Below are 24,642 nucleotides of genomic sequence, written 5' to 3' on the forward strand. Positions count from 1 at the left end.
ATCTCATCCCTGCTCGCGGCGTCGCTGCGACACCGTCAGGCAAAGTCCACACACCAATCCCGCCGGATGCAAGTGGCGCACCGGGTGGAACGGAATTTACCGTGCCAGCAGCGTACGGGCACCCTGGGTAATGGCTTCCTCGGAGACCAGAACCTGACGCGCCGCCGGACCTAATGGTACAAACGAGTCGACACCGGCCACCCGCCGCACGGCCCCGACGAAGCCGCCGTCGACCAGGGCGGCGATGATCCCCTCCCCCACCCCACCGGAGCGGCGGGTCTCGTCGACGACCAGCACCCGACCGGTCGCCGTGGCCTCCCGGACCACGTCCGCCACCGGCAACGGGGCCAGCCAGCGCAGATCCACCACCCGGGTGCCGATCCCCTCGTCGGCGAGCGTCGCCGCCGCCCGCAACGACATCCGTACCCCGTTGCCGAAGGTGACGATCGTGACGTCCTCGGCCGAGCCCACCCCGTACACCCGGGCCCGCCCGACCGGCACGTGCCCGGCGGACCAGGCGCCCGGCTCGGCGTAGCCGGCGAGCCACTCCTCGTCACCGTCGGTGTACAGGTCGCGGGTGTGGTAGAGCGCGATCGGCTCCAGGAAGACGCAGACCGTGCCGTCCACCGCCGCGCTGGCCAGGCAGGTCCGCAGCAGCGGCGCGGCGTCGTCCGGCCGCGCCGGCACCGCGACCACCAGACCCGGGACGTCCCGGAGTACGGCCACCGAGTTGTCGTTGTGGAAGTGCCCGCCGAACCCCTCCTGGTACGCCAGCCCGGCGACCCGCACCACCATCGGGTTGCGGAACGCGCCCTGGGAGAAGAACTGCATCGTCGCCGCCTCGCCGCGCAGCTGGTCCTCGGCGTTGTGCAGGTACGCCAGGTACTGGATCTCCGGCACCGGCAGCATCCCGGCCAGCCCGGCGCCCAGCCCGAGTCCCAGGATCGACGTCTCGTCGAGCAGCGTGTCGAAGACCCGGGCCGGGCCGAACCTGTCCCGCAGCCCCTTGGTCACCCCGTACACGCCACCCTTGGCGGCCACGTCCTCGCCGAAGAGGGCGAGCTGCGGATGGTCGAGCATCGCGTCGGCGAGCGCGGCGTTGATGCTCTGCGCGAGGGTCAGCGGCCCGGCCAGCTCGGGCGGCTTGCCGCCGAACGCCTCGGCGCGCGCCCCCGCCCCCGGACCGGCGGCCCGGGCCGCCGCGTCGGCCACCGCCCGGGACACCCGCACCGGCCGCCGCGGCGCCAGCGGGGCGACCACGTCCGCCGCCGCCGTCAGCTTCGGCTCGGCGAGCACCTCCTCGGCGACCCGGCGGACCTGCCAGCCCCGCTCGTCGTAGCGGGCCAGCAGCTCCGTCGGGGTGGCCACCCCCGCCGACACCAACAGCCGGGCGGTGGCGAGCAACGGGTCGCCCGCCAGGTCGGCGGCGATCTCCTCGACCCCCCGGTACGCGGACTCCACGTCGGCCCCGGCGTGCCCCATCAGCCGTACCGTGCCCAGGTGCAGCACCGCCGGGCGGCGGTGCCGGCGTACCCAGGCCGCCGCCTCGGCCGCCACGGCGTACGTGCCGACCGGGTCGGTGCCGTCGGCGGAGAAGTAGCGGATCCCCGGCTTGGACCGCAGCGCCGTCGCCACCCAGCCCTTCGGCGAGCGGACGCTGATGCCCAGGCCGTTGTCCTCGCAGACGAAGAGCACCGGGATCCGCAGCCCGGTGTGGTCGTACCAGCCGGCGGTGTTCAGCGCCGCGGTGGCGCTGGCGTGGTTGACCGAGGCGTCACCGAACGAGCAGACCACGATCGCGTCGGGCGGCCACGGCGAGCGCGCCGCCGCCGGCTCCCCGGCCGGACCGCCGCGCCGGCCGGCACCGTCGAGGCGGCGCAGCCGTTCCAGGGCCAGGCCCATCCCGACCGCGCGCGGCAGGTGCGAGGCGATGGTGGAGGTGGTCGGCACGACGGCCAGGTCGGCCCGGCCGAACACCTTGTGCCGCCCACCGGCGATCGGTTCCTGCGCGGAGGCCACCATGCCCCGCAGCACGTCCCGGGCCGCTTCCGTGTACGCGTCCTCGGCACCCTCGGCATGGGCGGGCGGCGGGGCGGCCGGCGTGGGGGCGGCGACGACCGCCTCCCCGGACGCGTCGACGGCGATCGCCGCGCCGGGCGGCACCAGCCGCGCCCGGTCCCGGCCCTCCGCCGGGTCCGGAACGGCACCAACGGCCCCGTCGGACCCGGTCGCGTCCGTGGTCTCGGCGGGTTGAGCGGCCGCGACGCCGGTATCCCCGGTCTCGGCGGTGAGCGTGGCTGCGACGCCGGGGGATGCGGTCTCGGCGGAGTGCATGGCCGCGTCTCCGGGTTGCCCGGGGTCCGGGGGGTTGGCGGGCCCGGCCGGGGTGGCGGCGCCGCCCAGGCGGCCGGCCGCCTGGGCGGCGCGCAGGCAGTAGAAGGCGCCGGACCGGTAGTGCAGCAGGGCGGGATCGGTGGGGCGCAGGGCGGCGGCGACCGCCGCGTTGCTCTCGTGGCCGGCCGAGCCGATGGTGTAGAAGCCCTCGCCGAAGCTGCGCAGCCAGCGACCGGCCAGGTCGAGCTGGCGGCTGGTGACCTGGGCGTCGAAGATCTCCAGCAGCTGCTGCCCGGTCAGCGCGGCGCCGTCGGAGACCGGCTCGCCCCGGTCCCGCGGCTGCGGCGCGGCGGCGAGGGCGGCCAGGGTCTCCCGGAACCGGTCGTCGAGATCTTGCGGCGTGGTCACGTCCGACAGCATTACCGAATCGGGGCCCGGTCGCCCAGTCGGACACGAACCGGGCCGGCCCGGATCAGCGCGGCCCGCACTCCTGCGGGCAACCGCCGTCGGAGACCTTCCAGACCAGCTCACGCAGGGTGGCCAGCTCGTCGGCGCTGAGCCCGGCGAGCAGTCGGGAGTCGGACATCACCCGGCGTACCCGGTCCCGCATCGCCCGGCCCGCCTCGGTCACCAGCAGGGTCTTCTGCCTGCGGTCGGCCCGGTCGACCCGGCGTTCGACCAGGCCGGCCCGTTCCAGCTTGTCCACCAGGGCGGTGACGTTGGACCGGTCACAGCGCAGCTGCTCGGCGAGGTCCCGGGCCGGCAGTGGGCGGTCCGGGTCCAGTTCGTCGAGGGCGCGGGCGACGGCCGGGGTCAGGCCCAGGGCGGCGATCTCCTCGTCCTGGTAGTGCCGCATCGCCGAGGCGATGTGCATGATCCGGCGCACCGTGTCCCCGGCCAGCCCGGTACGGCCGGCCGCGCCGGCTCCGGCGGAGGGGAGGGTCATGCCTCGATCCTACGTCCGGCCCACCGGTCGACGATCTCCACCGCTGCGGGCCGACGCGGCGGAAAGCTCCGGCAACGGTCGCCTCGACGTCACCTGCCGGCCATCCCGGCTCGGGAGGCTGACCCCGGACGACGACAGATCGGATTCCGGGGAGGAAATCATGGCGCTGTCCCGACGTACGATCCTGCTCACCGGCGCGGCACTGGGCGCCGGCGCGGCGGCCGGGCTGCCCGCGGCGGCCGGCGCGGCGGCGGCCGGCCCGCTGCGCCGGGACCCGTTCACCCTCGGGGTGGCCTCGGGCGACCCGGACCACGAGGGCTTCGTGCTCTGGACCCGGCTGGCCCCGGAGCCGCTCGCCGAGGACGGCCTGGGCGGGATGCCGGACCGGGTGGTGCCGGTGCACTGGGAGCTGGCCGCCGACGAGAACTTCCGGCAGGTGGTGCGGCGCGGCGTCGAGCTGGCCCACGCCGGGTCGGCGCACAGCGTGCACGTCGAGCTGGACGGGCTGCTCGCCGCCCGGGAGTACTTCTACCGGTTCCGGGCGGAGAACTGGATCTCCCCGGTCGGCCGGACCCGTACCGCCCCGGCGCCGTGGGCCATGCCGTCGGCACTGGCCATGGGCTTCGCCTCCTGCTCCCAGTACGAGCACGGGTACTTCACCGCCTACCGCCGGCTGGCCGAGACCGAGCCGGAGCTGATCCTGCACCTGGGCGACTACCAGTACGAGTACGCGAAGGACACGTACAACGTTCCGGGCGGCAACCCGCGCGACCACGAGGGCCCGGAGACCCGGACGCTGGCCAACTACCGTCAGCGGCACGCCCAGTACAAGACCGACGCCGACCTCCAGGCCGCCCACGCGGTCGCCCCCTGGGTGGTGGTCTTCGACGACCACGAGGTGGAGAACAACTGGGCCGACGAGGTGCCCGAGGCGCCCGACCCGGACTTCCCGGCCCGGCGGGCCGCCGCCTTCCAGGCGTACTACGAGAACATGCCGCTGCGGCGGTCGTCGATCCCGCGCGGCATCGACATGCAGCTCTACCGGCGGGTGCGCTGGGGGCGGCTGGCCACCTTCCACATGCTCGACACCCGGCAGTACCGCGACGACCAGGCCTGCGGTGACGGCTACCGGAACTGCGCGGCGGCGTACGACCCGGCCCGGTCGATCACCGGCGCGGAGCAGGAGGCGTGGCTGATCGACGGCTTCCGCCGCTCCGAGGCCCGCTGGGACATCCTCGGCCAGCAGGTCTTCTTCGCCCAGCGGGACCGGGACGCCGGACCGCTGACGGTGACCAGCATGGACGCCTGGGACGGGTACGTCGCCTCCCGTGACCGGATCACCCGGGGCTGGGTGGAGGCGAAGGTGCGCAACCCGGTGGTGCTCACCGGTGACGTGCACGCGCACTGGGCCAGCGACCTGAAGCTGGACTACGCCGATCCGACCTCCCGCACCGTCGGCAGCGAGCTGGTCTGCTCGTCGATCACCTCCACCGGCGACGGCGCGGACTCGGCCAGCGGCTCGCACCCGTGGCTGAGGATCAACCCGCACCTGCGGTTCCAGAACAACCTGCGCGGGTACGTCCGCACCACCATCACCCCCGGCCAGCTCGCCGCCGACTTCGACGTCCTGCCGTACGTCAGCCGGCCGGACGCCCCGGCGTACACCCGGGCGTCGTTCGTGATCTCCGACGGCGTGCCCGGCCTGCACCAGACCTACGACCGCCCGCCGACTGGCTGACCTGCGGCCCGCGCGCCCGGCCCGGTCGACCGGGCCGGGCGCGCTGCGCCGGCTGCTGGCCGGAGCCGCCGGGCCGGATTCAGCCGGGCAGGAAGGAGAAGCGGACCTGGCGGGACGGGTTGTCGCCGTTGGGGTCGACCAGGCAGACCGACTGCCAGGTGCCGAGCTGGAGCCGGCCGTCGAGCACCGGCAGGGTGGCGTACGGCGGGACGAAGGCGGGCAGCACGTGGTCGCGTCCGTGCCCGGGTGAGCCGTGCCGGTGCCGCCAGCGGTCGTCGGTGGGGAGCAGGTCGTCGATCGCCCGCAGCAGGTCGTCGTCGGATCCGGCGCCGGTCTCGATGATGGCGAGGCCGGCGGTGGCGTGCGGCACGAAGACGTGCAGCAGCCCGTCGCCCTGCCCGGAGACGAACCGCTCGGCCTCGGCCGTGATGTCCAGGACGGTCGGCCGGGAGCCGGTCCGGACGGTGATCACCTCACTGCGCATACGGCGCATTCTGCCGCAACCGCTCAGGAACCGCCGCCGCTGCCGGCCGGTCCTCCGCACGGATCGCCCCCGGCGGGGCCGTCCGGCCAGCCGCCCTCCGGCCAGCCTCCGGGCCCGGCCAGGTTGGGCCGTCCCGGGGTGAGCAGGCCGTTGAGGCCGATCGCGAGCAGCACCAGCCCGGGCAGCCCGACCGGCGCCGGGGCGAGGTGGCCCCGGAAGAGCCCGACGACGGAGACCACCAGCGCCGTCGTGCCGAGCAGCAGGGCGCCGGCGGCCAGGGCACGGCGCGCGGTCATGGCCCGACCCTAGAGGGCGGGCGCAACCCGGACGCGGGAACCCGCCCGGAGCAGCGCAAAGTTACCGACGGGTACCTGTGTTGAGCGTCGCGTTGCGGGGAGCCAGAGGTGACGACGGGTGCCACCAGGGGGCAGGATGGCGCTAGAGACCTATCCCACACACAACCGAGGGAACGCCTGTGGCTACGGAACGCAAGCGCCCGGTGATCACCGCTGGTCTGCCGAGCCAGCTTCCGGACATCGACCCTGAAGAGACCAGCGAATGGGTCGAGTCACTCGACGGTGTCATCGACGAACGCGGAACCAAGCGCGCCCGGTACGTGATGCTGCGCCTGCTCGAACGGGCACGCGAGCGCCAGGTCGGGGTGCCGTCCCTGACCACCACCGACTACATCAACACGATCGCCCCGGAGCAGGAGCCCTGGTTCCCGGGTGACGAGCACATCGAGCGGCGACTGCGGGCGTACATCCGGTGGAACGCCGCGATGCTGGTGCACCGGGCGCAGCGCCCGGAGATCGGCGTGGGCGGGCACATCTCCACCTTCGCCAGCTCCGCCTCGCTCTACGAGGTGGGCTTCAACCACTTCTTCCGGGGCAAGGACCACCCCGGCGGCGGGGACCACATCTACTACCAGGGCCACGCCTCCCCCGGCATGTACGCGCGGGCGTTCCTGGAGGGGCGGCTCAGCGCCGACCAGCTCGACGGGTTCCGGCAGGAGCTCTCCCACCCGGGCGGCGGCCTGCCGTCGTACCCGCACCCGCGGCTGATGCCGGACTTCTGGGAGTTCCCCACCGTCTCCATGGGCCTCGGCCCGCTCAACGCGATCTACCAGGCCCGGTTCAACCGGTACCTGCACCACCGCGGCATCAAGGACACCTCCCAGCAGCACGTCTGGGCGTTCCTCGGTGACGGCGAGATGGACGAGGTCGAGTCGCTCGGCGCGATCGGCGTGGCCGCCCGCGAGGAGCTGGACAACCTCACCTTCGTGATCAACTGCAACCTGCAGCGCCTGGACGGGCCGGTCCGCGGCAACGGCAAGGTCATGCAGGAGCTGGAGGCGTTCTTCCGGGGCGCCGGGTGGAACGTCATCAAGGTGGTCTGGGGCCGGGAGTGGGACCCGCTGCTCGCGGCGGACACCGACGGCGCGCTGGTCAACCTGATGAACACCACGCCCGACGGTGACTACCAGACCTACAAGGCGGAGTCCGGGGCGTACGTCCGGGAGCACTTCTTCGGCCGCGACCAGCGGACCCGCAAGATGGTCGAGCACCTGAGCGACGACGAGATCTGGAACCTCAAGCGGGGTGGCCACGACTACCGCAAGCTCTACGCGGCCTACAAGGCGGCGATGGAGCACACCGGTCAGCCGACCGTCATCCTGGCCAAGACCATCAAGGGCTGGACGCTGGGCTCGCACTTCGAGGCCCGCAACGCCACCCACCAGATGAAGAAGCTGACGCTGGAGGACCTCAAGCTCTTCCGCGACCGGCTCTACCTGGACATCTCGGACAAGCAGCTGGAGGAGAACCCGTACCTCCCGCCGTACTACTCGCTCGACGAGAAGTCCGACGAGCTTGCCTACCTCAAGGAGCGCCGACAGCAGCTCGGCGGCTACCTGCCCTCCCGCAACACCCGCCACAAGACGCTGGCGATCCCGGGCAAGGAGCGGTTCGCCGACGTCAAGCGCGGCTCGGGCAAGCAGAAGGTGGCCACCACGATGGCCTTCGTCCGTCTGCTCAAGGACGTGATGAAGGACAAGGAGTTCGGCAAGCGCTGGGTGCCGATCATCCCGGACGAGGCCCGCACCTTCGGCATGGACTCGCTCTTCCCGACCCAGAAGATCTACTCGCCGCACGGGCAGAAGTACACCTCGGTCGACCGGGAACTGTTCCTGTCGTACAAGGAGTCGACCACCGGCCAGATCCTGCACGAGGGGATCAACGAGGCCGGTTCGGTGGCCTCGTTCACCGCCGCCGGCACGTCGTACGCCACCCACGGCGAGCCGATGATCCCGCTGTACATCTTCTACTCGATGTTCGGCTTCCAGCGCACCGGCGACGGGTTCTGGGCGGCGGCCGACCAGATGGCGCGGGGCTTCGTGCTCGGCGCGACCGCCGGTCGTACCACGCTCAACGGTGAGGGCCTCCAGCACGAGGACGGCCACTCGCTGCTGCTCGCCGCCACCAATCCGGCGGTGGTCGCGTACGACGCGGCGTTCGCCTACGAGCTGGCGCACATCATGGAGGCCGGCCTGCACCGGATGTACGGCGAGGAGCAGGAGAACGTCTTCTACTACCTCACCGTCTACAACGAGCCGATCCACCAGCCGGCCGAGCCCGACGGGGTGGACGTCGAGGGGCTGCTCAAGGGCATCTACCGCTACTCCCCCGCCCCGGCGGTGGAGGGCGACGCGCCGCGGGCCAACATCCTGGCCTCCGGCACCGGCATGCAGTGGGCCGTCAAGGCGCAGCAGCTGCTCGCCCAGGACTGGGGGGTGGCCGCCGACGTCTGGTCGGTGACCTCCTGGACCGAGCTGCGCCGCGACGCGGTCGAGTGCGAGGAGCACAACCTGCTCAACCCGGGCAGCGAGCCGCGGGTGCCGTACGTCCAGCAGAAGCTGGCCGACGCCGACGGGCCGAAGGTCGCGGTCAGCGACTGGATGCGCGCGGTGCCGGACCTGATCGCCCGCTGGGTGCCCGGTGACTACACCTCGCTCGGCACCGACGGCTTCGGCATGTCGGACACCCGGCACGCGCTGCGCCGGCACTTCCACGTCGATGCCGAGTCGGTGGTGGTGGCGACGCTGCGACAGCTCGCCCTGCGCAAGGCGGTGCCGGCGAACGTGCCGGCCGAGGCCGCCAAGAAGTACGCGCTGGACGACGTGAACGCCGCCCCGGTCGGCGAGACCGGCGGCGACAGCTAGGTCGTACGCACGAGGGGCCCGGCGCATCCGCGTCGGGCCCCTCGTCGTGTCCGTACCGGAGCGCAGCAACGGCGGTCCGGTGCCCCTGGCGGGGACGCCGGACCGCCGTCGTCGCGGGTGACGCCGCAGGACGGGCCTCGCTCAGCCGACGGCGGCCAGGTCGGTGAGCCGGGCCAGCGAGTCCTCCAGGTCGGCGCCGACCCGACGCAGGCCGAGCCGCAGCAACGCGGCCTTGACCGGGCCGGCCGGCCAGCGTACGACGATGAGCCGGACGACCGTCCCGCCCTCCTCCTCGTCGGGGGTGAGTTGCACGTAGATCTCGGTGCGCGCCTCGGCCCGGGCGCCGGCGCCCTTGGCCCGCTCCCGCCAACCGATCAGGGTCGGCTCCTGGTAGGCGATCACCTCGGCCTCGTGTGCCGCGCCACGTCCGGCCTGGACGCGTTGTCGCCGGCCGAAGCCCTCCCCGGAGAGGACCTCCGCCGCGCGGACGCCGGCGAGCCAGGCGGGCAACTGCTCGGCCCGCTGCACGACGTCCCAGACCACTTCGATCGGCGCCACCACGTGCGCACTGCGTTCCACGAGGATCATTTCTGTCTTTCCCCCACTTAAAACACATCCGCGATATTCGGCACTGTATGCGCTAAATCGGACTTAATGGGACGGGTTCGGAAAAGACACGCCGAAAACCCTTGCGCCCCGGATGCCCTCCGGCCTATGGCGAAACGGCGGCCAGCGCCCTAGAGTCCCGAACACCGTTCGCGTTCTCCGGGAGGGTGGATGACCACGCCGATGCCCGAGTTCCCCGCCGGATTCCGCTGGGGCGTCTCCACCTCCGCGTACCAGATCGAGGGGGCGGCGCGGGAGGACGGACGGGGGCCGTCCATCTGGGACACCTTCGCCCACTCCCCCGGCCGGATCGTCGACGGCAGCACCGGCGACGTCGCCTGCGACCACTACCACCGGTACGCCGAGGACGTCGCCCTGCTGGCCGACCTCGGGGTGTCGGCGTACCGGTTCTCGATCGCCTGGCCCCGGGTGCAGCCCACCGGCACCGGCGCGGCCAACCCTTCCGGCCTGGACTTCTACGACCGGCTGGTCGACGCGCTGCTGGAACGGGACGTCGACCCCGTGGCCACCCTCTTCCACTGGGACCTGCCGCAGGCCCTGGAGGACGCCGGCGGCTGGCTCGCCCGGGACACCGCCGCCCGCTTCGCCGAGTACGCCGACCTGGTCGCCGCCCGCCTCGGCGACCGGGTGAAGCTCTGGATCACCCTCAACGAGCCGTTCATCCACATGAGCCTCGGCCACGGCATGGGCGTGCACGCCCCCGGCCGGCTGCTGCTCTTCGACGCCTTCCCGGTCGCCCACCACCAACTGCTCGGCCACGGGCTCGCGGTCTCCGCGCTGCGCGCCCGCAGCAGCAGCCCGGTCGCCATCGCCAACAACTACTCACCGGTGCGGGTGCTCGGCGACACCGACGCCGACCGGGTGGCCGGCGCGGCGTACGACGCGCTGCACAACCGACTCTTCACCGACCCGCTGCTCGGGCTCGGCTACCCGCGGGGGCAGGGCTTCGACCCCGGCGTGGTGCGCGACGGCGACCTCGACGTGATCGCCGCGCCGATCGACGTGCTCGGGGTGAACTACTACAACCCCACCGGCGTACGGGCCGCCGAGGAGGGCTCGCCGCTGCCCTTCGAGATCGTGCCGCTGGACGGCTATCCGCGGACCGCCTTCGACTGGCCGGTGGCCCCCGACGGGCTGCGCGAACTGTTGGTCGGCCTCCGGGACAGCTACGGCGACCGACTCCCGCCGATCCAGGTCACCGAGAGCGGCTGCGCGTACGACGACGTGCCCGACGTGACCGGGCGGGTGCACGACCCGGAGCGGATCGCGTACCTGGACGGGCACCTACGCGCGGTCCGCGAGGCGATCGACGCCGGGGTGGACGTCACCGGGTACTTCGTCTGGTCGCTGCTGGACAACTGGGAGTGGGCCGAGGGGTTCACCAAGCGCTTCGGGCTGGTGCACGTCGACTACCCGACGCAGCGGCGTACGCCGAAGTCGTCGTACGCCTGGTTGCGGGACCTGATCCGGCCATGACCACGGTGGACCCGACGCCGGCGTCGCTGCCGGCGGCGCTCGCCGAACCCACCGTGCCGGTCCGGCGGAGCTGGATCGCGTTGATCTTCGCAGCCAACCTGGGCGTCTGGATGGCGTTCTTCACCCCGATCCAGGTGCTGCTGCCGCAGCAGGTCGAACGGATCGCGCCGGCCGACAAGGAGGCGATGCTCGCCGTCGTCACCGGCCTCGGCGCGCTCGCCGCGGTGCTGGCCAACCCGCTCGCCGGCGCGCTCTCCGACCGTACGGTGATCAGGCTGGCGGGCCGGCACCTCGGCCGGCGGCACGTCTGGACCGCCTCCGGCGCGGTGCTCGGGGCGCTGGCCCTGGTGCTGCTCGCCCGGCAGGACAGCATCGCCGGGGTGGCGCTGGGCTGGGTCGCGGCGCAGGTCTGCTTCAACGCCATGCTGGCCAGCCTGACCGCCGCCATCCCGGACCGGGTGCCGGTCGTGCAGCGTGGCGGGGTCTCCGGCTGGGTGGGCATCCCGCAGGCGCTCGGCCTGGTACTCGGCGCGGTGCTGGTCACCGCCGTGGTCACCGGAAACGCCGCCGGGTACGCGGCGATCGCCGGCGCGATGCTGCTGCTGTCGCTGCCGTTCGCCCTGCTCACCGCCGACGACCCGCTGCCCCGGGAGCACCGGCCGGCGCTGCGCTGGCGGGCAGTGGCCGCCTCGATGTGGATCGACCCGCGCCGGCACCCCGACTTCGCCTGGGCCTGGATCACCCGGTTCCTGGTCCAGCTCGGCAACGCGCTGGGCACCCTCTACCTGCTGTACTTCCTCACCGACGGGGTCCGGGTGGCCGACCCCGAGGGCGGCCTGCTGGTGCTGATCCTGCTCTACACGCTGGGAATGATGCTCACCGCCGTGGTCGCCGGCCGGCTCTCCGACCGCTCCGGCCGGCGGAAGGTCTTCGTGATCACCTCCGGCGCGATCATGGCGGTGGCCGCGCTGCTGCTGGCCGTCGCGCCGGTCTGGCCGATGGCGGTCGCCGCCGCGCTGCTGCTCGGCGCCGGCTACGGCGTCTACCTGGCGGTGGACGCGGCGCTCATCACCCAGGTGCTGCCGGCGGCCACCGACCGGGCCAAGGACCTCGGCGTGATCAACATTGCCAACTCCGCGCCCCAGGTCCTCGGCCCCGCGCTCTCCGCGCCGATCGTGGTGCACCTGGGCGGATACCCGACGTTGTACGCGGCCACCGCGGCGGTCACCGTGCTCGGCAGCGTCCTGGTCCTGAAGATCCGCTCCGTCCCGTGACCGGCCCCCTGGCGGAAACGGCTGGCCGCCGCCCGTAGGCTGGAGCACGTGACGGTACGTGTGCGCTTCGCCCCCTCCCCGACCGGTATGTTCCACGTCGGCGGGGCCCGCTCGGCCCTGCAGAACTGGATCTACGCCAAGCAGCAGGGCGGGGTGTTCGTGCTCCGCATCGAGGACACCGACGCGGCCCGCAACAAGCCCGAGTGGACCGAGGGCATCCTCTCGGCCCTCGACTGGATCGGCATCGAGCGGGGCGGCTACGAGGGCCCGTACTTCCAGTCGCAGAACGCCGGCGAGCACCGCGCCGCCGCCCAGCGCCTCCACGACGCCGGTCGGGCCTACTTCTGCGACTGCACCCGCGAGGACGTGCAGGCGCGGACCGGCTCGCAGTACACCGGCTACGACGGCTTCTGCCGGGACCGCGGGCTCGAGGCCGGCGAGGGGCGGGCGCTGCGCTTCCGTACGCCCGACGAGGGCGTGACCGTGGTCGTCGACCTGGTCCGCGGCGAGCCGACCTTCGAGAACAAGTTGATCGAGGACTTCGTCATCGCCCGCGGCGACGGGTCGCCGGTCTTCCTGCTCGCCAACGTGGTCGACGACATGACCATGGGGATCACCCACGTGATCCGGGCCGAGGAGCACCTGCCCAACACCCCGAAGCAGCAGTTGCTCTGGGACGCCCTCGGGGTCAAGCCGCCGATCTGGGCCCACGTGCCCGTGGTGGTCAACGAGAAGCGGCAGAAGCTCTCGAAGCGGCGGGACAAGGTCGCCCTGGAGGCGTACAAGGACGAGGGTTACCTCGCCGGCGCCATGCGCAACTACCTGATGCTGCTCGGCTGGGCGCCCTCCGGCGACCGGGAGATCGTGCCCTGGTCGGTCATCGAGGACGAGTTCCGGCTCGACGAGGTCAACCCCTCGCCGGCCTTCTTCGACGAGAAGAAGCTGCGCGCCTTCAACGGCGAGTACATCCGCGCCCTGGGGGTCGACGAGTTCGTCGCCGCCTGCCAGCCCTGGCTGACCGGCACCGACACCATCGCCCCGCCGCCGTGGCAGCCGGAGGAGTTCGACGCCGAGGCGTTCGCCGCCGTCGCGCCGCTGGCCCAGACCCGCATCGCGGTGCTCAGCGAGATCGTGCCGAACGTCGACTTCCTCTTCCTGGCCGCGCCGCTGATCGACGAGGCGGCCTGGGCCAAGGCGATGAAGGAGGGCGCGGCCGACCTGCTGGCCGCCGCCGTCGCGGCGTTCGAGGCGCTGGCGACCTGGGACGCCGAGTCGCTGAAGTCGACGCTGGAGGCGGTCGGCGCCGAGCGCGGGCTCAAGCTGGGCAAGGCGCAGGCCCCGGTCCGGGTGGCGGTCACCGGCCGGACGGTCGGCCTGCCGCTCTTCGAGTCCCTCGAGGTGCTCGGCCGCGAGCGGACCCTCAGCCGGCTGCGCGCCGCCCGCGTCCGACTGCCCTGACCCGGCCCCGCCGGGTCCGACTGCCCTGACCCGGCCCGGCCGGGGTCAGCGGCGGCGGCGCAGCCCCACGAAGACGGCGGCCAGGACGGCCAGGAGGACCACCGGGGCCAGCAGCCAGGGCCAGGTCGCACCGTCGTCGGAGGACGTGTCGGCGGCCGGGCTCGGGTCGCCGGCGGACGGCGGGGCACCGGCCACCGAGGACGGACCCGCGGCCGACGGCGAGGACGGAACGGCACCCGACGACGGCGCGGACGGCACCGCCGAGGGGGAGGCGGCCGACGAGGGCTGTGCTGGCGTACCCGTGGTCAGGGTGAACCGGATCTCACCGGTGACCGGATGGCCGTCCGCCGACCCGACCCGGTAGCCGACGATGTAGAGCCCCGCCGCGCCGGCCTTGAACGGCACGGTGACCCGGCTGCCGGAGAACGCGGGCGGACCACCGGCCGCCGGGACGTTGTCCGGCCCGGTCACAGTGATCTCCGTGTTGCCCGCGTCCACCTTCGACAGGAACCGCAACTCGATCCGGGCCGGCGCGGCGGCCACCCGGGCGCCGTTCGCCGGAACACTGCCGGTGAACGAGTTGTGAGCGGCAGCCGGCGTGGCGGGAGACACTAGGAACACACCGAGCGCCACGCCCAATACGACTAGCCAGGCACGCCCCGCGCGTGCGACCCTGCCCCCCATGAATCCCTCCGCAACGGTACGATCCGCCCGCCGGTCGGCGTGCTGATCCATTAGTCGGACCGGGATCGCAGATAGTTCCAAATACTGTTCCAACATCTGCAACCGCGTGGCGTTCTGCTAAGTCTTTAAGGTGGGGCCGGTCGTTTCGACCGGGCGGCCGCCGTCGAGGAGACCAACACGTGACCGGCAGCAGGCCATCCATCGAACGGGGCGAGGAGGCGGCGATGGTCCGACGGATGAGGCGACTGGCGGCGGTACTGGTCAGCGGGATCGTTGCCGGGGCGCTCTCTTTGGGCCTGGCCGGTCCGGTGCGGGCCGATCCGGCACACCCGGTGTCCCGGCCCGGCCCGACGGCCGGCGTGGAGATCACCGGCGACGGGATGGACGAGCCGCTGCGGCTGCGCTCCCCCGACCAGCGCCCGCAGGTCCTCGCGATCATCGACCAGGTGGACTGGATCGACCGGGTCGGCCGGCTCAAGGCGCCGGACAAGTCCGGCCTCGGCCGCAAGTTCACCGTGGTGGTCCTCGTCGGCGAGAAGCGGGTCCGGACCTTCGACCTGTACCCGTTCGCCGAGGGCGGGCCGCGGATCTTCCGCCCCGCCAAGCAGCCCGGCGCGCGGGCGGTCAACGCCGGGTGGTTCCTCGGCCGGCTCACCATGTCCGAGACGCTGCGCAGCGTCGGCGTGCCGCTGGAGCGGCAGTTCGACACCCTCTCCGGCGGCGTCGGTGGCGGCGAGCGGGTCATCCCCGAGGCCCTCGACCCCGGGCAGGACATCGACGACGCCCTCGGCGAGCTGCGCCGCCTGCTGCTGCTCAACGTCTCGGTGGTGGTGCTGATCACCTTCGGCATCGCCGGGATCGCGCTGCTGATCCGCCGCCGCACCCGCTGACCGGCTCGCCCGTCACCGGGCCCGTGGCCGGCCCGCTCAGACCTCCAGGACCACCTTGCCGCGGACGTGTCCCGCCTCCACCAGGCGGTGCGCGTCCGCGGCGTCGTCCAGCGGGAAGGTCCGCTCCACGTGCACCGTCAACCGGCCGGCGTCGACCAGCCCGGCGAGCAGGCTCAGGTCGGCCGTGGACGGCTTGCAGAAGACGTAGCTGCCGCCCAGGCGGGTGACGTGCTCCGGGTCGGCGGTCGAGACCAGCCGCGCCGGGCGGGACAGCAGCTCGGCCGAGACGTCCAGCGCCTCCCCGCCGAAGAGGTCCAGCGCCACGTCCACCCCGTCGGGCGCGACCGTCCGGACCCGGTCCAGCAGGCCCGGGCCGTACGTCACCGGCTCGGCGCCCAGGGAGCGGACGAAGTCGTGGTTGGCCTCGCTCGCCGTGCCGATCACCTTGTCGGCGCCGAGCGCCCGGGCGACCTGCACCGCGAGGTGGCCCACCCCGCCCGCCGCGCCGTGCACCAGCACGGTGTCCCCCGCGCCGGTACGCGCCAACTGCAACGCCTGGTACGCGGTCAGCCCGGCCAGCGGCAGCCCGGCCGCCTGGGCCCAGGACGCCTGCAGTGGCTTGTCGGCCAGTGACCGTTCCGGGGCGGGGACCAGCTCGGCGTACGTGCCGTGCTGGATGTCGTCGCGCCGGGCGTACGCGATCACCTCGTCCCCGACGGCGAACCCGGCGACCGCCGGCCCGGCCGCCTCGACGACGCCGGCCAGGTCCCAGCCGGGCACCAGCGGGAAGTGCCCGGGGATCGCCCCGGCCAGGTGCCCCTCGCGGATCTTCCAGTCCACCGGGTTGACCCCGGCGGCGCGCACCCGCACCAGCACGGTGTCCGGGCCGACCGGTGGATCGGGCAGCTCCCGCGGGAGGAGCTGCTCGGCCGGACCGTACCCGTCGATCGCGATCGCCTTCACCCTGCCCACGCTAGTGGGCGGACGGCCACCGTGTGGTCAGCACCAGCGGCGCGGCGGCCGTTCCCGACGGTTGCCGCGCTGGCGGGGGCGGACCGGGCCGTGCCGGTGCGCGCCGGCCCAGCCGGCCAGCTCGTTGCGGCAGCCCGCGGCCACCGGCTCCGGCTCGACGGCGGGCGGCTCGGCGCCGCGCGGCCGGGGCACCGACGGCTCGTCCTCGGCCCGGCCGACGGTGGGCTCCGCCGGGAACGACGGCCCGGCGGGCCGGCGGTGGTGCTTGCCCCCGTTGGCGTGCTCGTGGTGGCCCGGGCGGCAGGACTCGCCCTGGGAGCAGCCGTGTTCGGCCTCCCCGTGCGCCATGCCGGCCTCCTCACCTTTTCGCCTCCACCCGCCGGGCGGTCGCCCCGACGTGCCCTGACACCGTACTGGCCGGCACCGACGGACCCTACGCCGCGTACCCGGATCGCCGTCCGCCCCGCCCTGCGGAGATCAACGGGTTCAGGCGGTCAGGTCGGCGCGGGTGAACAGGGCGTGCAACCGGACGCCCCCGTCGGCCAGCGCCTCGGCGCCGCCCTCGGAGCGGTCGATCACGCAGAGCGCGTCGGTGACCTCGGCGCCCAGCTCGCGGAGCTGCCCGGTGGAGATCACCACCTGGCCGCCGGAGGTGACCACGTCCTCCACCACCAGCACCCGGCGGCCGGCCACGTCGGCGCCCTCGGCGAGCCGGGCGGTGCCGTACGTCTTGGCGGTCTTGCGGACGAAGGCGCAGGGCAGCCCGACGTGCCGGGCCAGCGCGGTGACCACCGGGATGCCGCCCATCTCCAGCCCGGCCAGCACCTCCGTGCCGGGCGGCACCAGCCCGGCCAGTCCGGCGGCCACCCGGTCCAGCAGCACCGGGTCGGCCTCGAACCGGTACTTGTCGAAGTACTCGTCGGCCACCCGGCCGGAGCGGAGCGTGAAGCGGCCGGTGAGGCGGCAGGTGGCGGCGATCTGGCGGGCGAGGTCGGTGTCGGTCACGGGTGATCATCCTGGCAGTCCGGCCCGGGTGGGTCGAGCACCGGCCGGCCGGGGTGGGGTCGGGACCGGGGACGTGTCAGGCTGGAGCGGTGAGCGAGCCGGGCGGTAGTGAGCTGACGGCCACGCTGCGTCGGATCGAGCGCGCGGCGGGGGCGCTGGCCACCGCGAGCGTCTCCCGGATGGACGAGACGCTGCCCTGGTTCCGGGAGCTCCCCGCCGACCAGCGCTCCTGGGTCATGCTGGTGGCCCAGGCCGGCGTCCGGTCGCTGGTGCAGTGGCTGCGCGAGGGCGGCGGCACGGCGGACAGCACCCAGGAGGTCTCCGACGAGGTCTTCGCCACCGCCCCGCAGGCGCTGGCCCGCTCGATCAGCCTCCAGCAGACCGTGGCGCTGATCAAGGTCACCATCGACGTGGTCGAGGAGCAGGTGTCGCTGCTCGCGGTGCCGGGTGAGGAGCAGCAGCTGCGCGACGCGGTGCTGCGCTTCTCCCGGGAGATCGCCTTCGCCGCCGCCCGGGTGTACGCCCGCGCCGCCGAGTCCCGCGGCTCCTGGGACGCCCGCCTCCAGGCCCTGCTGGTGGACGCGCTGCTGCGCGGCGACTCCCCGGACGTGCTGGCCAGCCGGGCGGCGGCGCTGGGCTGGTCGGACGCGCCGCCGGTGGCGGTGGCGGTGGGCCGCTCCCCGGGCGGTGAGGTGGCCGCCGTGCTGCACACCGTCTACCGGCACGCCCGGCGGATCGGCGTGGAGGTGATCGGTGGCGTGCACGGCGACCGGCTGGTCATCGTGCTGGGTGGGGCCGCGGACCCGGGCGCGGCCACCGAGAAGCTGCTGCCGGCGTTCGGCGAGGGGCCGGTGGTGGTCGGGCCGGCGGTGCCGAGCCTGGACGAGGCGACCGACTCGGCGCGGTCCGCGCTGGCCGGTTACCGGGCCGCCCCGGCCTGGCCGACCGCGCCCCGGCCGGTGGCCGCGGCGGACCTGCTGCCCGAGCGGTCCCTGGCCGGCGACGCGGAGGCCCGGCGGCGGCTGCGCCGGGACGTGTACGCCCCGCTGGTCCGCGCCGGGGGCGAGCTGCTGGAGACGTTGGACGCCTTCTTCGCCGCCGGCGGCACGCTGGAGAGCGCGGCCCGGGCGTTGTACGTCCACCCGAACACGGTGCGTTACCGGCTGCGCCGGATCGCCGAGGTCACCGGGTTCTCCCCACTGACGCCCCGGGACGCGTTCGCCCTCCAGGTGGCCCTCACGGTCGGCAGACTGGACCCGGTGGTCCCGGTGGTCCCGACCCAGACATGACGCCCAGCCGTCGGCAAACCAGCACAGACAGGCGACGATCGCCGTTGATCTTTGTAGGAACCCGACAAAGGTTCTAGTGCGGTTTGGTGCCTGCCGGCACAGCGCGACCGGTGGGTATCCGTCAGAGTCGTAGACGTGCTCGCCGTACTCTCACCCGGCCAGGGTTCCCAGAAACCCGGCTTCCTGACCCCGTGGCTCGACCTGACCGGCGCCGAGTCCCGGCTGCGCTGGTGGTCCGCGCTGGCCGGGGTCGACCTGGTGCACCTCGGCACCGCGGCCGACGCGGAGGAGATCAAGGACACCGCCCGCACCCAGCCCCTGCTGGTCGCCGCGGCGCTGCTCGCCGCCGACCAGCTCCCGCTCTACGACGTCGCGGTCACCGTCGGCCACAGCGTCGGCGAGCTGGGCGCCGCGGCCGTCGCCGGGGTGCTCACGCCGGAGGCGGCGATCACCCTGGCCGGCGTCCGCGGCCGGGAGATGGCCGCCGCCTGCGCCCTGGAGCCCACCGGCATGGCCGCGGTCCTCGGCGGCGACCCCGACGAGGTGCTCGCCGCGATCGAGGCCCACGGACTGCACCCGGCCAACCGCAACGGCGCCGGCCAGATCGTCGCCGCCGGCTCGCTCGAGGCGCTGGACAAGTTCGCCGCCGAGCCGCCGGCCCGGACCCGGGTGATCCGGCTCCAGGTGGCCGGCGCCTTCCACACCCCGTACATGGCCCCGGCCGAGACCGCGCTGGCCCGGGTCGCCGCCGGTATCACCCCCGCCGACCCGGTCCGGATCCTGCTGTCCAACCTCGACGGCTCGGCGGTCAGCCACGGCCGCGAGATGGTGCAGCGGCTGGTCCGCCAGGTCACCGCGCCGGTCCGCTGGGACCTGTGCATGCGCAACCTGGCCGACCTCGGTGTCACCGGGGTGATCGAGCTGCCGCCGGCCGGCACCCTCGCCGGCCTGGTCAAGCGCGAGCTCAAGGCCACCGGGGCGCCCGAGATCGTCACCCTGAACACCCCCGACGACCTGCCCGCCGCGCGTGACCTCATCGCCCGGCACAGCGGACTGCGCGGCCACGAGCCGGTGATCCAGTTCCGGGTGGTCGTCTCCCCCGCAGCCGGCACCTTCGCCCCCGCCGAGGGGCTCGCCGAGGGCGCCGACCTGCGGACCGGCCAGGTGATCGGCCACGTCGCCACCCGACAGGGCCCGGTCGAGGTCACCGCACACGACAGCGGGCTGCTCACCGAGTGGCTCGCCCACCACGACGACCCGGTGGCGCCGGGCCAGCCGCTGGCCCGCATCGGCGGCCACGCGTGAGCGGGCCCGCGCGCACCGCGGTCGCGACCATGAAGGGAACGTATCGGTGAGCGCGAGGAACGAGCCGGGTCTGCGAGTCCCGCAGTCGCGAACGAACGGAGGCCTCCGATGACCGGCAGCCGGATCGTCGCGCTCGGGCACTACCAGCCGTCCCGGGTGGTGACCAACGACGACCTCGCCCAGCTCGTCGACACCAACGACGAGTGGATCCGCGACCGGGTCGGCATCGTCACCCGGCGGATCGCCGGCGACGAGACGGTGGCCGACATGGCCGCCGCCGCGGCCGGCAAGGCGCTGGCCAACTCCGGGCTGACCGCCGCCGACATCGACCTGGTGGTCGTCGCCACCTGCACCTCGGTCGACCGCAGCCCGAACGTCGCCTGCCGGGTCGCCGCCAAGCTCGGCATCACCGCGCCGGCCGCGTACGACGTCAACACCGCCTGCTCCGGCTTCGCGTACGCGCTGGGCACCGTGGACCACGCGATCCGCGCCGGCGCCGCCCGCAACGCGATCGTGGTGGGCGCCGAGAAGCTCTCCGACTTCACCGACTGGACCGACCGGTCGACCTGCATCATCTTCGGCGACGGGGCGGGGGCCGCGGTGGTCACCGCGACCGCCGACGGCGAGCCGGCCGGGGTCGGCCCGGTGGTGTGGGGCTCGGTGCCGGAGAAGAGCGACGCGGTACGCATCGAGGGCTGGCGGCCGTACATCGCGCAGGAGGGGCAGGCGGTCTTCCGCTGGGCCACCACCGCGCTGGCGCCGCTGGCGCTGCAGGCCTGCGAGAAGGCCGGGGTCGCCCCGTCGGAGCTGGCCGCGTTCGTCCCGCACCAGGCCAACGCCCGGATCATCGACGGGATCGTCAAGCGGCTCAACATCCCGAACGCGGTGATCGCCAAGGACATCGTCGAGTCCGGCAACACGTCGGCGGCGAGCGTGCCGCTGGCCCTGTCCAAGCTCGTCGAGCGGCGCGAGGTGCCGGCCGGCGCCCCGGTGCTGCTCTTCGGCTTCGGCGGCGGCCTGACCTACGCCGGTCAGGTCGTCCGCTGCCCCTGAATCCCACCCCGGCGCCCGCGCGCCGAGGGGAGACGGACGGCGGCCGGTCCGCCGTCCGAGTGAAACCCGATGGAGAGGAAGCAACACCAATGACCCGTGACGAGATCACCGCCGGCCTCGCCGAGATCCTCGAAGAGGTTGCCGGGGTGAACCCGGACGACGTGGCCGAGGGCAAGTCCTTCACCGACGACCTGGACGTCGACTCGCTCTCCATGGTGGAGGTCGTGGTGGCCGCCGAGGAGAAGTTCGGGGTGAAGATCCCGGACAACGAGGTGCAGAACCTCAAGACCGTCGGCGACGCCGTCAGCTACATCGCGGCGCAGTCCTGATCATGGCTCGCACCGACGTCGTCGTCACCGGGCTCGGCGCGACCACCCCGCTGGGCGGGGACGTCGCGTCGACCTGGGACGCCATGCTCACCGGCCGCTCCGGGGTGGGTCCGCTCACCCAGGAGTGGGCCGGGCAGCTGCCCGTCCGGATCGCCGCCCAGCTCGCCGTGGACCCGTCCGAGGTGCTGGACCGGGTCCGGCTGCGCCGGCTGGACCGCTCGGAGGCGATCGCGCTCATCGCCGCGCAGCAGGCCTGGGCGGACGCCGGCCTGGCCGACTCCGGGCTCGACCCGGAGCGGCTGGCGGTCAGCGTCGGCTCCGGCATCGGCGGCGCCACCACGCTGCTCGCCCAGGACGACATCCTGGAGGCCTCCGGCCCGCGGCGGGTCTCCCCGCACACGGTGCCGATGCTGATGCCGAACGGTCCGGCCGCCTGGGTCGGGCTGGAGGTGGGCGCGAAGGCCGGCGTGCACTCGGTGGCCAGCGCCTGCGCCACCGGCGCGGAGGCCATCGCGCTGGGCCTGGACATCATCCGCGCCGGCCGCGCCGACGTGGTGGTGGCCGGCGGCACCGAGGCGGTCATCCACCCGCTGCCGATCGCCGGTTTCGCCTCGATGCGGGCCATGTCGACCCGCAACGACGAGCCGGAGAAGGCCTCCCGACCGTGGGACAAGGGCCGGGACGGGTTCGTGCTCGGCGAGGGTTCGGGCGTGGTGGTGCTGGAGAGCGCCGAACACGCCGCCGCCCGCGGCGCCCGGGTGTACGCCCGGCTGGCCGGCGCCGGCATCACCTCCGACGCGTACGACATCGTCCAGCCGCACGCCGAGGGTGAGGGCGCGATCCGCGCAATCACGAAGGCGATCGCGGACGCGGATGTCGCCAAGATGGACATCGTGCACGTCAATGCGCACGCCACGTCCACCCCGGTCGGCGACATGCTGGAGATCGGGGCGCTGCGTCAGGCGCTGGGCGATCACATGGTGCTCTCCGCGACCAAGTCGATGACCGGGCACCTGCTCGGCGCGGCGGGCGCGCTGGAGTCGATCGCCACCATCCTGGCAATCCGCGATGGTGTCGTACCGCCGACCATCAACCTCGACGACCCGGACGAGGGCCTCACCCTGGAGGTGGCCGCCCACAAGGCGCGCCACATGGAGATCCCCGCCGCGCTGAACAACGCTTTCGGTTTCGGCGGGCACAACGTGGCTCTCGTCTTCACGCGGGCCTGAGACCACAGCCTTGGAGGCTCATGTGACCACGACCGCCGTCAGCGCGGACTCGTCAACCGTGGACTACCGCGATCCCGAGGTCCGGCTCCGCGGCCTGTTCGACGCCGGCTCGCTGCGCCTGATGTCGCCCCGGGACACCTCCGGGGTGCTCTGGGCGCGGGGCGAGATCGAGGGTACGCCCGCGATCGCGTACGCCACCGACGCCACGAAGATGGGTGGCGCGATGGGCACCGACGGGTGCCGGCACGTCGTCGACGCGATCGACACCGCGGTACGTGAGCGGGTGCCGGTGCTCGGGCTCTGGCACTCCGGCGGGGCCCGGCTGGCCGAGGGCGTGGTCGCGCTCGACGCCGTCGGCCAGGTCTTCGCCGCGATGGTCCGGGCCTCCGGCCGGGTGCCGCAGATCTCCGTGGTGCTCGGCCCGGCCGCCGGTGGCGCGGCGTACGGCCCGGCGCTGACCGACATCGTCGTGATGAGCGGCGCCGGCCGGATCTTCGTCACCGGCCCCGAGGTGGTCCGCAGCGTCACCGGCGAGCAGGTCGACATGGAGCGCCTCGGCGGTCCCGAGCCGCACGGCCGGCGCTCCGGCGTGGTCCACGTGACCTGCGCCGACGACGAGACCGCGATGGCCGAGTCGCGCAAGCTCGCCGCCCTCCTGGGGCACCAGGGTCGACTCTCCCCCGACGACGTGCCGGCCGGCGCGGTCGAGGGCCACGACCTGGCCGCGAAGATGCCGGCCGAGACCAACCGGGCGTACGACGTGAAGCCGGTGGTCAAGGCGCTGCTCGACGCCCCCGGGGTGGAGCTGCACGCCAAGTGGGCGCCGAACGTGGTGACCACGCTGGGCCGGTTCGCCGGCCGGACGGTCGGTGTCATCGCGAACAACCCGCTGCGGCTCGGCGGCTGCCTCGACGCGTCCAGCGCCGAGAAGGCGGCCCGCTTCGTGCGGATGTGCGACTCGCTCGGGGTGCCGCTGATCGTGCTGGTGGACGTCCCCGGCTACCTGCCCGGCCTGGGCCAGGAGTGGGACGGCGTGGTCCGGCGCGGGGCGAAGCTGCTGCACGCCTTCGCCGAGGCGGTGGTGCCGCGGGTGACCCTGGTGACCCGCAAGGCGTACGGCGGGGCGTACATCGCGATGAACTCCCGCTCGCTCGGCGCCACCGCGGTCTTCGCCTGGCCGACCGCGGAGGTCGCGGTGATGGGCGCCAGCGCGGCGGTCAACATCCTGCACCGCAAGAAGCTCGCCGCGGCGCCGGCCGAGGAGCGCGAGGCGCTGCGCGCCAAGCTGATCGAGGAGCAGACCCGGGTCGCCGGTGGGGTGAACCGGGCGCTGGAGATCGGCGTGGTGGACGACGTGATCAAGCCCGAGGAGACCCGGCGGCGGATCGCCGAGGCGCTGGCGGCGGCGCCGGCCGCCCGGGGCGCGCACGGCAACATCCCGCTGTAGCACCGGTTCCACGCGTCGGGGTCCGCATCCATCGGGTGCGGGCCCCGACGCGTTCGCCGGGCGGGCCAGCTGTGGGCCGGCTGTGCGGCAGCTATGGTGGGGCCCGCCGCCCGCCGTCCGAGGAGTCCCGTGGAAGCCACCGAGATCCGCAAGCTCGCCGCGCTCGAGGACACCCACTGGTGGTACCGCGAGCGCCGGGCCCTGCTGGCCCGGGCGTTGCGGCGGCTGGCGGCGGCCGGGGCACACCCGGAGCGGGCGCTGGACGTCGGGGCGGCCGGCGGCGGCAACACCCGGGTGCTGCGGGCGCACGGCTGGCGGCCGCTGGCGCTGGAATACACCGCGGAGGGCGCCGGGGTGGCCCGGGAACGCGGCCTGGACGTGATCCGGGCGGACGCCCGGCACCTGCCGGTCCCGTCGGCCTCGCTGGGCCTGGTGGTCGCCTTCGACATCCTCGAACACGTCGAGGAGGACCACCTGGCCGCCGCCGAGTTCCGGCGCACCCTGCGGCCCGGCGGCACGGCCCTGATCGCCGTGCCGTGCGACATGCGGCTCTGGTCGGCGCACGACGAGGCGGTGGGGCACGTCCGCCGCTACGACCGGGAGTCGTTGCGGGCGGTGGTGGAGAAGGCCGGCCTGGTGGTCGACGAGCTGTGGAGCTGGAACGTGGTGCTGCGGCCGGTGGCCGCCTGGCGGCGCCGCAACTCCACCGGCAGCGACCTGGACGACCTGCACCCGATGGTGAACCTGGGGCTGCGGACCATCATCACCGCGGAGCGGTACCTGCCGGTGCGGTCGCTGCCCGGGGTGTCGCTGATGCTCCGCGCCCACCGCCCGTCCTGACGGGACACCGCGCTCACCCCGGGTCGGCTACCCTCCGACCGC

22 protein-coding genes are annotated in these 24,642 nt (G+C 73.8%); 13 read left to right on the top strand and 9 right to left on the bottom strand.

Features of this window, described 5'->3' with window-relative positions:
• Positions 1 to 96: 96 nt before the first annotated feature.
• Positions 97 to 2,754, bottom strand: a complete 2,658-nt coding sequence (locus tag GA0074704_RS23775) for a transketolase C-terminal domain-containing protein (RefSeq protein ID WP_088972542.1) — start codon at positions 2,752 to 2,754, stop codon at positions 97 to 99.
• A 52-nt stretch (positions 2,755 to 2,806) separates the two neighbouring features.
• Positions 2,807 to 3,280: a MarR family winged helix-turn-helix transcriptional regulator gene (locus GA0074704_RS23780; protein WP_088972543.1), complete on the bottom strand. Its 474-nt coding sequence runs from the start codon at positions 3,278 to 3,280 to the stop codon at positions 2,807 to 2,809.
• 160 nt (positions 3,281 to 3,440) lie between these two features.
• Between GA0074704_RS23780 and GA0074704_RS23785 the strand changes: the two genes are divergently transcribed.
• Entirely contained in the window at positions 3,441 to 5,018 is a 1,578-nt protein-coding gene (locus GA0074704_RS23785) for an alkaline phosphatase D family protein (protein ID WP_088972544.1), read from the top strand.
• A gap of 79 nt (positions 5,019 to 5,097) precedes the next feature.
• Here the strand turns inward: GA0074704_RS23785 and GA0074704_RS23790 are convergent, their stop codons facing one another.
• Both GA0074704_RS23790 and GA0074704_RS23795 read right to left on the bottom strand, forming a co-directional pair.
• A complete protein-coding gene (locus GA0074704_RS23790; protein WP_172880750.1) occupies positions 5,098 to 5,502 on the bottom strand; it encodes a YjbQ family protein in 405 nt (134 codons plus the stop codon).
• Between the two features lie 23 nt (positions 5,503 to 5,525).
• Complete coding sequence (locus GA0074704_RS23795) at positions 5,526 to 5,798, bottom strand: hypothetical protein (protein WP_088972546.1); 273 nt, start codon at positions 5,796 to 5,798, stop codon at positions 5,526 to 5,528.
• Between the two features lie 179 nt (positions 5,799 to 5,977).
• Between GA0074704_RS23795 and aceE the strand changes: the two genes are divergently transcribed.
• Entirely contained in the window at positions 5,978 to 8,722 is a 2,745-nt protein-coding gene (gene aceE, locus GA0074704_RS23800; RefSeq protein WP_088972547.1) for a pyruvate dehydrogenase (acetyl-transferring), homodimeric type, read from the top strand.
• A 141-nt stretch (positions 8,723 to 8,863) separates the two neighbouring features.
• Here the strand turns inward: aceE and GA0074704_RS23805 are convergent, their stop codons facing one another.
• Positions 8,864 to 9,310: an SRPBCC family protein gene (locus GA0074704_RS23805; RefSeq protein WP_088972548.1), complete on the bottom strand. Its 447-nt coding sequence runs from the start codon at positions 9,308 to 9,310 to the stop codon at positions 8,864 to 8,866.
• 189 nt (positions 9,311 to 9,499) lie between these two features.
• Between GA0074704_RS23805 and GA0074704_RS23810 the strand changes: the two genes are divergently transcribed.
• The 3 genes from GA0074704_RS23810 to gltX are packed head-to-tail and all read left to right on the top strand — an operon-like array spanning position 9,500 to position 13,557.
• Positions 9,500 to 10,825, top strand: a complete 1,326-nt coding sequence (locus GA0074704_RS23810; RefSeq protein ID WP_231926664.1) for a GH1 family beta-glucosidase — start codon at positions 9,500 to 9,502, stop codon at positions 10,823 to 10,825.
• Positions 10,822 to 12,099 (top strand): MFS transporter, encoded by a 1,278-nt coding sequence (locus tag GA0074704_RS23815; protein WP_088972549.1) that lies wholly within the window; start codon positions 10,822 to 10,824, stop codon positions 12,097 to 12,099. Before GA0074704_RS23810 ends, GA0074704_RS23815 begins: the two co-directional genes overlap by 4 nt.
• A 60-nt stretch (positions 12,100 to 12,159) precedes the next feature.
• Entirely contained in the window at positions 12,160 to 13,557 is a 1,398-nt protein-coding gene (gene gltX / locus GA0074704_RS23820; RefSeq protein WP_172880976.1) for a glutamate--tRNA ligase, read from the top strand.
• 45 nt (positions 13,558 to 13,602) lie between these two features.
• On the opposite strand, the gene GA0074704_RS23825 is transcribed toward gltX, so the two are convergent.
• Positions 13,603 to 14,190 carry a copper resistance CopC family protein gene (locus GA0074704_RS23825; protein ID WP_231926666.1) on the bottom strand — a complete coding sequence of 196 codons (588 nt, stop codon included), beginning with the start codon at positions 14,188 to 14,190 and terminating at the stop codon, positions 13,603 to 13,605.
• A 275-nt stretch (positions 14,191 to 14,465) separates the two neighbouring features.
• Between GA0074704_RS23825 and GA0074704_RS23830 the strand changes: the two genes are divergently transcribed.
• Positions 14,466 to 15,131: a hypothetical protein gene (locus GA0074704_RS23830; RefSeq protein ID WP_088972552.1), complete on the top strand. Its 666-nt coding sequence runs from the start codon at positions 14,466 to 14,468 to the stop codon at positions 15,129 to 15,131.
• A 36-nt stretch (positions 15,132 to 15,167) separates the two neighbouring features.
• Here GA0074704_RS23830 and GA0074704_RS23835 read toward each other — a convergent pair whose 3' ends face one another.
• The 3 genes from GA0074704_RS23835 to GA0074704_RS23845 form a co-directional block, all read right to left on the bottom strand.
• Positions 15,168 to 16,094, bottom strand: a complete 927-nt coding sequence (locus GA0074704_RS23835) for an NADP-dependent oxidoreductase (RefSeq protein WP_088972553.1) — start codon at positions 16,092 to 16,094, stop codon at positions 15,168 to 15,170.
• Between the two features lie 36 nt (positions 16,095 to 16,130).
• Complete coding sequence (locus GA0074704_RS23840; protein WP_088972554.1) at positions 16,131 to 16,451, bottom strand: hypothetical protein; 321 nt, start codon at positions 16,449 to 16,451, stop codon at positions 16,131 to 16,133.
• Positions 16,452 to 16,589: 138 nt separating this feature from the next.
• A complete protein-coding gene (locus GA0074704_RS23845; protein ID WP_088972555.1) occupies positions 16,590 to 17,108 on the bottom strand; it encodes an orotate phosphoribosyltransferase in 519 nt (172 codons plus the stop codon).
• A gap of 8 nt (positions 17,109 to 17,116) precedes the next feature.
• Here GA0074704_RS23845 and GA0074704_RS23850 point away from each other — a divergent pair, with 8 nt between their 5' ends.
• From GA0074704_RS23850 to GA0074704_RS23880, 7 genes are all read left to right on the top strand, one after another.
• Positions 17,117 to 18,397, top strand: a complete 1,281-nt coding sequence (locus tag GA0074704_RS23850; protein ID WP_377470537.1) for a PucR family transcriptional regulator — start codon at positions 17,117 to 17,119, stop codon at positions 18,395 to 18,397.
• A 135-nt stretch (positions 18,398 to 18,532) separates the two neighbouring features.
• On the top strand, positions 18,533 to 19,702 hold the full coding sequence (locus GA0074704_RS23855) for an acyltransferase domain-containing protein (RefSeq protein ID WP_088972557.1): 1,170 nt from the start codon (positions 18,533 to 18,535) through the stop codon (positions 19,700 to 19,702).
• A 108-nt stretch (positions 19,703 to 19,810) separates the two neighbouring features.
• Complete coding sequence (locus GA0074704_RS23860; protein WP_088972558.1) at positions 19,811 to 20,755, top strand: beta-ketoacyl-ACP synthase III; 945 nt, start codon at positions 19,811 to 19,813, stop codon at positions 20,753 to 20,755.
• 89 nt (positions 20,756 to 20,844) lie between these two features.
• A complete protein-coding gene (locus GA0074704_RS23865; RefSeq protein ID WP_088972559.1) occupies positions 20,845 to 21,084 on the top strand; it encodes an acyl carrier protein in 240 nt (79 codons plus the stop codon).
• 2 nt (positions 21,085 to 21,086) lie between these two features.
• Positions 21,087 to 22,313, top strand: a complete 1,227-nt coding sequence (gene fabF, locus GA0074704_RS23870; RefSeq protein ID WP_088972560.1) for a beta-ketoacyl-ACP synthase II — start codon at positions 21,087 to 21,089, stop codon at positions 22,311 to 22,313.
• A gap of 22 nt (positions 22,314 to 22,335) precedes the next feature.
• Positions 22,336 to 23,760: an acyl-CoA carboxylase subunit beta gene (locus tag GA0074704_RS23875; protein WP_088972561.1), complete on the top strand. Its 1,425-nt coding sequence runs from the start codon at positions 22,336 to 22,338 to the stop codon at positions 23,758 to 23,760.
• A 129-nt stretch (positions 23,761 to 23,889) separates the two neighbouring features.
• On the top strand, positions 23,890 to 24,600 hold the full coding sequence (locus GA0074704_RS23880; protein ID WP_088972562.1) for a class I SAM-dependent methyltransferase: 711 nt from the start codon (positions 23,890 to 23,892) through the stop codon (positions 24,598 to 24,600).
• Positions 24,601 to 24,642: the final 42 nt, after the last annotated feature.

Source organism: Micromonospora siamensis (assembly GCF_900090305.1).
Taxonomy (GTDB): domain Bacteria; phylum Actinomycetota; class Actinomycetes; order Mycobacteriales; family Micromonosporaceae; genus Micromonospora; species Micromonospora siamensis.